The following is a 9,248-nucleotide window of genomic DNA, read 5'->3' as shown; positions in this document are numbered from 1 at the left end:
AGCTTAACTGTTGTTTTTCCGTAAGCTCGTAGAGTTTTTCAGCCAATTCCCTTAGCTTTTTTGAGTTCTCAACGTTCTCTCTCAGGTGGTAGGGAATCGCCTCCTCTCCCCAATAAGCCCCAACCATGCTACCAACGAGAAAACCTATCGCGTCTGTATCCCCTCCGAACTCCCCGCAGGAGTTAACAGCCTGGTATAGTGCTTCTTCTGGGTTGTCAAGGTTTGATAGGAATATATATAAGGCGAGCGGAAGGGATTCAAGGGCAAAGGTTCCGTTCCCCAGGGTCATTATAGCCGTATTTAGGTCTGCACTTTCCATGAGAAGCTCAGAAACCTTGTCAAGAACCCTCTTAACCTTTTCGTCCTTAACGTATTCCTTCAACTTCTCTATTAGCCTTATCTTTTCTCTGAAGTCTTCAAGGAGAAAGTCTCCCCTCACGAGGTGAGCGATTAACGCCGAAAGTATGGCGGACGTTTCCGATATCATATTTCCCCTGTGGGTTAAAAGGGATACAACCTTTCCTCCTTCCGCTGCAAGTTCCGGATTGTAGTAATGAAATAGTCCCATTGCAACGCTTCTTAAGATACCTTCAACTGAAGAAGAGACAAGTCCGTGGGTGGAGGGATTTATTCCTCTTGATAGGAGGTCTATTGAGGTGAGAAGCATAGGGTCAGGGTACCTGTGGGTTTCCTCCCTGTTATACCAGTCAATCAATCTGTTTAAGAAGTCTTTTATGTCAAGTCCTTTACTTTCAACAAGGCTCTCAAGTAAAATCCTGAAAATGGTTGTCTCATCGGAGGTTTCCTCCGGAAGTTGTCCGTAAGCCGGACTTGAGGGATGAGGGGAAACAAAGTCTCTTATCCTGTCTCCGTAAAACTCTATTACCTCTTCTTCCGTTAAATCCTCAACCGCCTTTCCTAAAGCATCCCCGACAGCAGCACCGAGAACCGCACCTACGAACTTACTCCTTAAGTAATCGTCCATGAGTTTTAATTTAGTTTCAGAAAACCCGTAAGGAAATATAATTTTAAGCTTATGGAACTCCCTAGACTCTACGCCATAACCGATAGGAAGAAATACGGAAAAGAATTCCTGAAAACACTTGAGTCTATTTTAAAAAGTGGTGTAAAGATGGTTCAGCTCAGAGAAAAGGAACTAAAGGATAAGGAGCTTTACGAACTAGCTAAGGAGGTAAGAGAGCTTACAAGAAGGTATGACGCCCTGCTTCTCATAAACGAGCGTTTTGATATAGCGATGGCGGTCGGAGCGGACGGTGTTCACCTACCTGAAAAGAGCTTTCCCCCATCCGTTGTGAAAAGAATAAAACCGGACTTTATAGTCGGCTTTTCCGCCCACTCCCTTGAGAGTGCCGAGTACGCGGAAAGAGAAGGTGCAGACTTTATAACCTTGAGTCCTATATTCAAGACATCTTCTCACCCGGAGGTTGAACCGATAGGTTTAAAAGCTTTGAAAGAGGTTTCGGAGAAGGTAAACATCCCCGTTTATGCCCTGGGAGGAGTGACTTGGGAAAGGATAAAAATGTGCTACAAAAACGGAGCCTACGGAGTTGCCGGAATAACTATGTTCGTAGAGAAGGCTAATGTTTAAAGTGTCTCAGTCCCGTAAAGACCATAGCTATGCCGTGCTCGTTGCAGGCCTGAATAACTTCCTTATCCCTTATTGAGCCGCTGGGTTGTATTACCGCCGTTATTCCTTCTTTTGCCATAATGTCTATACTGTCCCTGAAGGGGAAAAAGGCTTCCGATGCAACCACCGCTCCCTTCAGGTCAAATCCGAACTCCTTTGCCTTACTTATAGCACACTTTAGGCTATCAACCCTTGAAACGTTTCCCGAACCTATACCGAGTGTCCTTCCTCCCTTAGCTATTACTACGGCGTTTGACTTTGTATGTTTCACAACCTTGTAGGCGAATATAAGGTCGTCCATCTCTTCAGCTGTTGGCTCTCTATTCGTCACAACCTCAAGTTTCTCGTAAAGAACCGTGTCCTCATCCTGGAGGAGATAACCGCCGCTCACCTTTTTCACATCAAAGCTGTTCTGTAGTCCGTAGAACCTTAAAACTCTGAGGTTTTTCTTTCTTGAAAGCTCCCTGAGGGCTTCCTCCTCGTAGTCAGGAGCTATTACAACCTCCAGGAACATGGATGTGAGCTCTTTAGCGGTTTCAACATCTACCTTATCGTTGAAGACAACTATTCCACCAAAAGCGGAAACAGGGTCAGCCTCCTTAGCCCTTAAGAAGGCCTCCTTCACGTTTTTTGCAACAGCCACACCGCAGGGGTTGTTATGTTTTATAATCGCACACACCGTTTGATTTGGAAACTCAAGAACCAGCCTCACCGCGAAATCGGAGTCCAAATAGTTGTTAAAGGACATCTCCTTCCCTTGAAGGACGTCAGACTTGGTTATTCCTATATCCTCAAGGGGATTTTCGTAAAGATAACCTCTCTGGTGGGGGTTCTCCCCGTATCTGAGCTTTTTCTTGAGTTTAAGGGGTAAGGCCTCCTCTTTGTTAAAGCTATCTATTGAGTAAAGTTTCTTAAAAGCTTGGGATATTACACCATCGTAATAAGCTGTATGAGAGAAAGCCTTCCAGGCAAGGTATGCCCTGTCCTGAAGAGAAAGATTTCCCTTTTTTAACTTCTCAAGAACCCAGTCGTAATCTTCAGGGTCAACCAGAACAACAACCCTGAAAAAGTTCTTGGCGGATGCCCTGATTAGCGTAGGTCCCCCAATATCTACAAATTCCATAAGTTCCTTGTCTTCAAATCCCTCCCTTAACTTCTCCTCAAAGGGATACAGGTTAACAACTACAATGTCTATTGGCTCTATCCCCAGCCTCTCTATCTCCTCTTTATCTTTTTCAACCCAGTCCCTGTAAAGTATTCCCCCGTGAATCTTCGGATGAAGCGTTTTCACCCTTCCCCCAAGAATCTCGGGAAACTCGGTAATTTCGGAAACTTCCTTAACCTCAATCCCCTTTTCCCTTAGGTATTTCGCCGTTCCGCCGGTTGATACAATCTCGTATCCCAGTTCTTTTAGCTCTTTTGCCAGTTTATCAATCCCTTCCTTTCTGTAAACTGATATTAACGCTTTCATTTAAACAATTTTAAAAATAAAATCATTAAAGCTATGCTTTACAAAGAGTTTGAGGGAATGAAACTTTCCGAGATGGGAGTAGGAACTTACTTGGGTGAGCTTGACGAGGAGACGGACAGAAGGTATTACGAAACTATAAAGCTTGCAGTAGAAAAAGGTATAAACGTCGTAGATACCGCTATTAATTACAGGTATATGAAAAGTGAACGTGTTATAGGAAAGGTTCTAAAGGATGTAGGAAGGGAAAAAGTTATAGTTTCCACGAAGGGAGGATACATACCCTACGACGTTGAGAGCGGGGAGGACCCAAAGGAGTATTTTGAGAAAAACTTTATAAATACCGGGATAGTAAACCCCTCCGAAATGACACCTCAAGGGCATTACCTTGGAAGAGAGTTTATAAACTGGTGTTTTAACAAAAGCCTTGAGAATATGCAAACAGAATACGTAGACGTTTACTTTTTACACAACCCGGAGGAACAACTCCTTTACCTTGATAGGGAAAGGTTCAACGAGAAGATAAGGGAGTGCTTTGAACTCCTTGAGGAGAAGGTTCAAGAAGGAAAACTCCGGTATTACGGGCTTGCGACGTGGCACGGCTTTAGACTTACCCCGGCCTCAAGGCAGTATTTAAACCTTTCGGAGCTCGTTGAAATTGCGAAAAGTGTTGCGGGGGATAAAAACCACTTTAAGTTTATCCAGCTTCCCTACAACCTCGGGATGCCCGAAGCGTTCACCCTTAAAAACCAGAAGGTTAACGGGAAGGAACTCTCAACTCTTGAGGCTTCTCAAGAACTCGGGATATACACCTACATAAGCGCAACCATATACCAAGGGAACGTAATAGGGAGAGTTCCCCAATCCCTTAAGGAGTTCTTCAGTCTTGAAAACGACGTTCATGTAGCGATTCAGTTCGTAAGGAGCACACCTGGAGTGGGAACGTTCCTCATCGGTATGAGCAGAAAGGAGCACCTTCTTGAGAACTTAAAGGTTCTTGAAAAATCGCCCATGGAAGCGGATAAATTTTTAAAGCTGTTTAAATAATTTATACCCGCGTAAAAAAGTCTTTGAAGAACTCAACAAACTCGGTTCGCCCCTTCTTCCTTTTTCTTTCATAATCTTTTCCCTACCGATGGAGCTAGGAGAACTTATAAAGAGAATTGAAAGTGTAGACGATTACGCGAAGGAGTTCCTGAAAGAATTTGAGATAAGGAAAGAGGGAAATATCTTCGTATTTATAGCTCCGAACGAGGAGTATAAAAGCTGGCTTCATACAATAGTTGAGAACTTCCTTGAGGAGGAATACAGGGAAGCACTAAGGGTAGAAGACAAAAAGGAAAGGAAGAGGGAAGAGATAAAGGACTTTTTAAATCCCCGCTACACCTTTGATAACTTCATCGTTGGGAAGGGAAACAGGTTTGCCTACGAGGTTGTAAAGGAAGCCCTTGAAAATCTCGGATATCTATACAACCCCGTATTTATTTACGGAAGCGTAGGAACGGGAAAAACTCATCTCCTTCAGGCAATAGGAAACGAGGCCAAAAAGAGAGGATACCGCGTAATATACTCTTCGGCAAACGATTTTGCGGACGAGATGGTAAGCTATATGAGGGAAGGAAGGATAAACGAGTTCAGAAGCAGGTATAAGAGTGTAGACCTTCTCCTTCTTGACGATATTCAGTTCCTCTCGGGAAAGGAGAGGACTCAACTTGAGTTCTTTCACATATTTAACACACTTTACATTCTTGAGAAACAGATAATCCTGGCATCCGACAGGCATCCCCAGAAGCTGGACGGTGTATCCGACAGGCTTGTTAGCAGGTTTGAGGGAGGAATACTCGTTGAGATAGAACTTGATACGGAAACGAAGCTGAAAATAATAAAAGAAAAGCTAAAGGAGTTCGGCTTAGAGCCGAAAGCCGAGATAGTAAAATACTTATTGGAAAACACAAAAAATGTAAGGGAGATAGAGGGGAGGATAAAACTTATAAAACTAAAAGGCTTAAGTGCGGTTCCCGAAAAGAAGGAAGAAAAAAGTAAGGCTGAGAAGATTATAGAATTCGTTGCCAACTACTACGCATTAAAGACGGAGGAGCTCCTCTCGGACAAAAGGAGTAAGCGGATAAGTGAGGCTAAGCACGTTGCTATGTATTTATGCAGGAAAGTATGTTGGGCAAGCCTTATAGAGATAGCGAGGGCATTCAGAAGAAAGGACCACACCACGGTAATCCACGCCATAAGGAAGGTTGAAGAAAGAAAAAAGAAGGACAGGAAGTTCAGACACCTTCTCGCCTTCCTTGAGAAGCAGGCAATGGAAAAACTATGAGGCTTAAATATCTTTATTTAAGATGAAGCTGGAAACCCGGAAAAGGCTTTACTACTCCCTTAAGGACTACTTTAAGGAAAGATACGGAAAGAGAGTTCAAAAGATTACGGTAGCGCTTCCCTTTACCTGCCCCAACAGAGACGGGACCAAGGGAAGAGGAGGTTGCACCTACTGTTATGACGGTTCAAAACCATCTATGCTAAGTCCTATAGTTCCGCTGGAGGTTCAGATAAAGGAAGGAATAGAGAAGGCTAAAAGGAAATACGGAGAGGATATATACTTCACCGTTTACTTCCAGTCTTACACAAACACCTATGGTGACATTGAAACCTTAAAAAGGTATTACGACACAGCCCTTGAGTTTGAAAACGTTGTAGGCATAGACGTAGGAACACGACCCGACTGCGTTCCCGAGGAAGTTCTTGACCTCCTTGAGGAGTATGCTAAAAAAGGACTTGAGGTTTGGGTTGAGTATGGACTCCAGAGTGCAAACTTTGAAACACTGAAGCGGATAAACAGACAGCACGGAGTTTCCGACTTCGTCGACGCTGTTTTAAGAACCAAGAGGAGAAACCTAAAGGTGTGCGCCCATATGATAATAGGACTGCCCGGGGAAACGAAAGAGGACTTTATAGAAACCGCTAAGTTAATAGCTTCACTTCCCGTTGACGGTATAAAGATACACCCCCTCCACGTTATAAGAGGCACGGTTATGGAAAAGCAGTACATGAACGGTGAGTTCAGGGTTCTATCCTTAGAGGAATACGCAAGGTATTGCGCGGACGTTATAGAACTTTTACCTCCCGATATGGTTGTCCACAGAATAACCGGAGAAACCGATGAAGAAAGACTTATAGCTCCTGAGTGGTGCACTTACAAACATAAAAATAGGGTAATCCAGGCGGTAAGAAGTGAGCTTGAAAAGAGAAACAGCTACCAGGGAAAGAGGTATCCTTTTTATTAATTATGAACATTCACCTTATGGGCTCCGACCAAAGGGTGGTAAGGTGTGCGAGGGTATCCTTTGCAAAGGATACTTATTCCGACGAACTAAGGGACAAAAGGCTGATAAGGTATCTTTTCAGGCATAGGCACGCCTCACCCTTTGAGCATAACGTTATAGCCTACGAGGGGAAAAAGGAAGATTGGTTAGCCCTCCTTCAAAGAGTTGATAACCCAACCTTTCAAGCCTATTTCTCAAAGGGATATATCTTTTTAAACTTAAGAAACGCTATAAACGCTTGGAAACTTCTTCCCGAAGAGGTTATAGAGAGTATTAAAAAGCGTTTTCCGACCGTTTACTTCATAGTTGAGAGGAAGGGAGAAGTGGAAGATGAAGAACTAAAAAACATCTCCTACACGAGGGATGAAGCTTACGTTAAGGAAAAAATGGAAACCTCCTCGGGATGGGTGGGACTTGTTGATAAGCTTGAGCTTGGGACCGATATGGACTTTTACACCTTCGTAGTTGAGTGTCCTCTCTTCGTTGCGAGGCAGTGGATGAGACACCGCTTCGGCTCCTACAACGAGGTTTCAAAAAGATACGTTGGAACCGAGTTTCTTGAGTTTTACCTGCCGGAGTATATAAGAAAACAGGCAGAGAAGAACAAGCAGGCTTCCGTTGATGAACCTATTCCCGAGAGTGAGCAATACGTAAAGGAGATTAAAAAGCTAATAAAGGATTCCGTAGAGCTTTATGAGAGAATAATAAGCTCCGGAGGAGCTAAGGAGCTTGCAAGGGGAGTTTTACCCCAGTTTATGAAAACGAGGTTTTACTGGACCGTTCCGAGGATAAGTCTTGACAACTTCATAACCCTGAGAACCCATGAGGGCGCCCAGAAGGAGATAAGGGAGTTTGCATACGCAATAAAGGAGATGGTGGGATACATGGGAACGGATAAGAAAAACGTCATTTAACGCTCACGGTTCTTTCTTTTTCGTTTACCTCAAAAATTTTTCCGAAGAACTGTTCGCACACCCATATATTGGTAAGCAGGTGGCCGGTAAAACGGGGAACTTTAATACTTCCTCCGAATATAGCCATAAGAGGAACGAGGTGGTCCGCAAGATGTCTATCAACGGTTGCACCCGCTGAGTAGTCCTCGTGAAGCTTCTTTACAGCTTCTGCTCCCACAACTTCCGCAAGCTTTCCTTTCTTCCCGAGATTATCAGCTCCCAGAATATTTCCCCCGGTATCTTCAAGCCACACAGTTATGCTCGTTCCTATGGAGCTTGCCTGTGCATACTGTCTGTAAATCTCCGGTTCGGGATAACCTAACTCCCTTAAGGCTTCAACCGCCCCTTTAGCTTGTCTTTCCGCCACCTTTCTCTCCCTTAGTTCCTCGTGAGCAATGGAAAACACGTGAATCTTCTTTATCTCACCCCTCTTTGTTCTGTTCAAGTTTATCTTTTCTCCGAAGAGCTCCCTTATCTTTGAAACCTCGCTTACTTCCTCTTTTAGGGATGTCCTTACGCTTAGTTGAACAACTCCGCCACCCTTCGGATAAAACCCTCTCTTTATAACTTCAATCTTTATGAACTCGGGAATGTTCATAACGTAAGGGAGAAATACAAACCTCAACCAGTCTACCGTCGGACTTTTGGGAACGTCCGTTCCCCCGATTACCTTTATAACTGTTTCACCGGGAACGAAGAGGGATAAGGGAAGTATCGTTTGGAAGAAAAGCGTTATAGAACCTGCTGTGTCAAAGTTAACCTCGTAATATCCGGGCTTTAGTCTTTTTGGTATGTATTCAAGTTCCGTTGAACCCAGTTCGTCCCCCTTTACCTTAGCCTTTGCGAGTCTCTTTAAAAGCTCTACTATGTTGAGATGCTGTCTCTTTAAGCCCGGCTTATCCCTTTTTGCCCTTATGTTGTATATCCTTACGGGAATCTTAAGAAGGGTGCTTAAAAATAAGGCGGTTCGGACTATCTGACCTCCGCCCTCTCCGTAAGAGCCGTCAAGCTCCAGAAACTCCATTTTAAATGTATTTGCCTTCTCCCCTCATAAGAACCTTTATGAAGTTTTCTTCTTCCCTTACCTCCTCAACCTTATAATCGTAAAAGTTTATTTTATCAAGGTTATCAAGGTTTACGTTCCACTCCGCTATATAACGGAGTGTATAAGCCCTGTGGGGCATAGGGTTTATAACTTTCTTATCCTTCCTTATGTATTCAAACCTCACTATTCTAACGTTTTCGGGAAAGCTTACCGTCTCCCTCTGTTCGGAGGTCAAGAAGTCAAAGACGACAGCCTCGCTTAGGAGGTTTTGTGTTAAAGTCTTAAGGACTTCCTTCCAGAAGGTTTTTAGCTTCTTTCCCTTGTATACATCCTCGTAAGATACGCGGTATTTAGGTATGTAGTCCTCAACACCGAGCATTCCGAAAAGTGGTGAGAGTATAACCCCCTTATCCTTTATATCTTGCTGAACCTTAGGTGGTAAACACCAAAACTCTAAACTGTCCCAGAACTTTCCCTTATACCTCCTCCAAGCGGGAGCAAGGGGAGAGGTGCTTACCTTAAAGTGCTTTATCAGCTCCTCCCTATACGGATTTAATTGGGAAAACCTATTGTGCTCCTTTGAGTCCCGGAGGGAAAAAAGGTCTTTCTTGACCAGGTCCATAGAGGACTGTTTTCCCTCAGAAGGAAGCAGGTAAAAAATCATAAGGAAAATTATATTAAATTCTCCTCACCGCGGGATTAGGTGTTATGGTTGCCTCAACTATGGAGTCTTCAATAGCTTTAAATCCGTGAAGCTCGTTAGGCCTATAAAAAACCGTTGAACCTTGAGAAACTTCAGTCT

The 9,248-nt window shown here is 43.7% G+C and carries 9 protein-coding genes; 5 read left to right on the top strand and 4 right to left on the bottom strand.

Features of this window, described 5'->3' with window-relative positions:
• The coding region (locus ACWB1W_RS01345; protein ID WP_479369598.1) for an ADP-ribosylglycohydrolase family protein at window positions 1-985 on the bottom strand (985 nt) is incomplete at its 3' end.
• Between the two features lie 51 nt (window positions 986-1,036).
• On the opposite strand from ACWB1W_RS01345, the gene thiE reads away from it, so the two are divergent.
• Window positions 1,037-1,609, top strand: a complete 573-nt coding sequence (gene thiE, locus ACWB1W_RS01340; protein WP_479369597.1) for a thiamine phosphate synthase — start codon at window positions 1,037-1,039, stop codon at window positions 1,607-1,609.
• Here the strand turns inward: thiE and purH are convergent.
• Window positions 1,599-3,119: a bifunctional phosphoribosylaminoimidazolecarboxamide formyltransferase/IMP cyclohydrolase gene (gene purH, locus ACWB1W_RS01335; protein ID WP_479369596.1), complete on the bottom strand. Its 1,521-nt coding sequence runs from the start codon at window positions 3,117-3,119 to the stop codon at window positions 1,599-1,601. The two genes, thiE and purH, sit on opposite strands and share 11 nt — an antisense overlap.
• 33 nt (window positions 3,120-3,152) lie before the next feature.
• Between purH and ACWB1W_RS01330 the strand changes: the two genes are divergently transcribed.
• The 4 genes from ACWB1W_RS01330 to thyX all read left to right on the top strand — a co-directional run bounded on the left by ACWB1W_RS01330 (window position 3,153) and on the right by thyX (window position 7,362).
• Entirely contained in the window at window positions 3,153-4,163 is a 1,011-nt protein-coding gene (locus ACWB1W_RS01330) for an aldo/keto reductase (protein ID WP_479369595.1), read from the top strand.
• Between the two features lie 88 nt (window positions 4,164-4,251).
• Window positions 4,252-5,445: a chromosomal replication initiator protein DnaA gene (dnaA, locus tag ACWB1W_RS01325; protein WP_479369594.1), complete on the top strand. Its 1,194-nt coding sequence runs from the start codon at window positions 4,252-4,254 to the stop codon at window positions 5,443-5,445.
• A 22-nt stretch (window positions 5,446-5,467) separates the two neighbouring features.
• The gene (mnmL, locus tag ACWB1W_RS01320; RefSeq protein ID WP_479369593.1) at window positions 5,468-6,409 is read left to right on the top strand and encodes a tRNA modification radical SAM protein MnmL/YtqA; all 942 of its coding nucleotides are present in this window, start codon (window positions 5,468-5,470) and stop codon (window positions 6,407-6,409) included.
• A gap of 17 nt (window positions 6,410-6,426) precedes the next feature.
• Window positions 6,427-7,362, top strand: coding sequence for an FAD-dependent thymidylate synthase (thyX, locus tag ACWB1W_RS01315; protein ID WP_479369592.1), 936 nt, complete (start codon window positions 6,427-6,429; stop codon window positions 7,360-7,362).
• On the opposite strand, the gene rtcA is transcribed toward thyX, so the two are convergent.
• Window positions 7,355-8,425: an RNA 3'-terminal phosphate cyclase gene (gene rtcA / locus ACWB1W_RS01310; RefSeq protein WP_479369591.1), complete on the bottom strand. Its 1,071-nt coding sequence runs from the start codon at window positions 8,423-8,425 to the stop codon at window positions 7,355-7,357. The genes thyX and rtcA overlap by 8 nt on opposite strands.
• Window position 8,426: 1 nt before the next feature.
• Complete coding sequence (gene yaaA, locus ACWB1W_RS01305) at window positions 8,427-9,068, bottom strand: peroxide stress protein YaaA (RefSeq protein ID WP_479369590.1); 642 nt, start codon at window positions 9,066-9,068, stop codon at window positions 8,427-8,429.
• Between the last annotated feature and the right edge of the window lie 180 nt (window positions 9,069-9,248).

Source organism: Aquifex sp. (assembly GCF_056494385.1).
The sequence above is the reverse complement of the archived record's forward strand: the minus strand, read 5'-3'. Positions and strand labels throughout refer to the sequence as shown.

Excerpts from the sequence above, each read along its gene's own strand:
- dnaA (WP_479369594.1), top strand. The coding sequence starts at position 4,252 with ATGGAGCTAGGAGAACTTATAAAGAGAATTGAAAGTGTAGACGATTAC.
- thyX (WP_479369592.1), top strand. The coding sequence starts at position 6,427 with ATGGGCTCCGACCAAAGGGTGGTAAGGTGTGCGAGGGTATCCTTTGCA.
- ACWB1W_RS01330 (WP_479369595.1), top strand. The coding sequence starts at position 3,153 with ATGCTTTACAAAGAGTTTGAGGGAATGAAACTTTCCGAGATGGGAGTA.
- rtcA (WP_479369591.1), bottom strand. The coding sequence starts at position 8,425 with ATGGAGTTTCTGGAGCTTGACGGCTCTTACGGAGAGGGCGGAGGTCAG.
- thiE (WP_479369597.1), top strand. The coding sequence starts at position 1,037 with ATGGAACTCCCTAGACTCTACGCCATAACCGATAGGAAGAAATACGGA.
- mnmL (WP_479369593.1), top strand. The coding sequence starts at position 5,468 with ATGAAGCTGGAAACCCGGAAAAGGCTTTACTACTCCCTTAAGGACTAC.
- purH (WP_479369596.1), bottom strand. The coding sequence starts at position 3,119 with ATGAAAGCGTTAATATCAGTTTACAGAAAGGAAGGGATTGATAAACTG.
- yaaA (WP_479369590.1), bottom strand. The coding sequence starts at position 9,068 with ATGGACCTGGTCAAGAAAGACCTTTTTTCCCTCCGGGACTCAAAGGAG.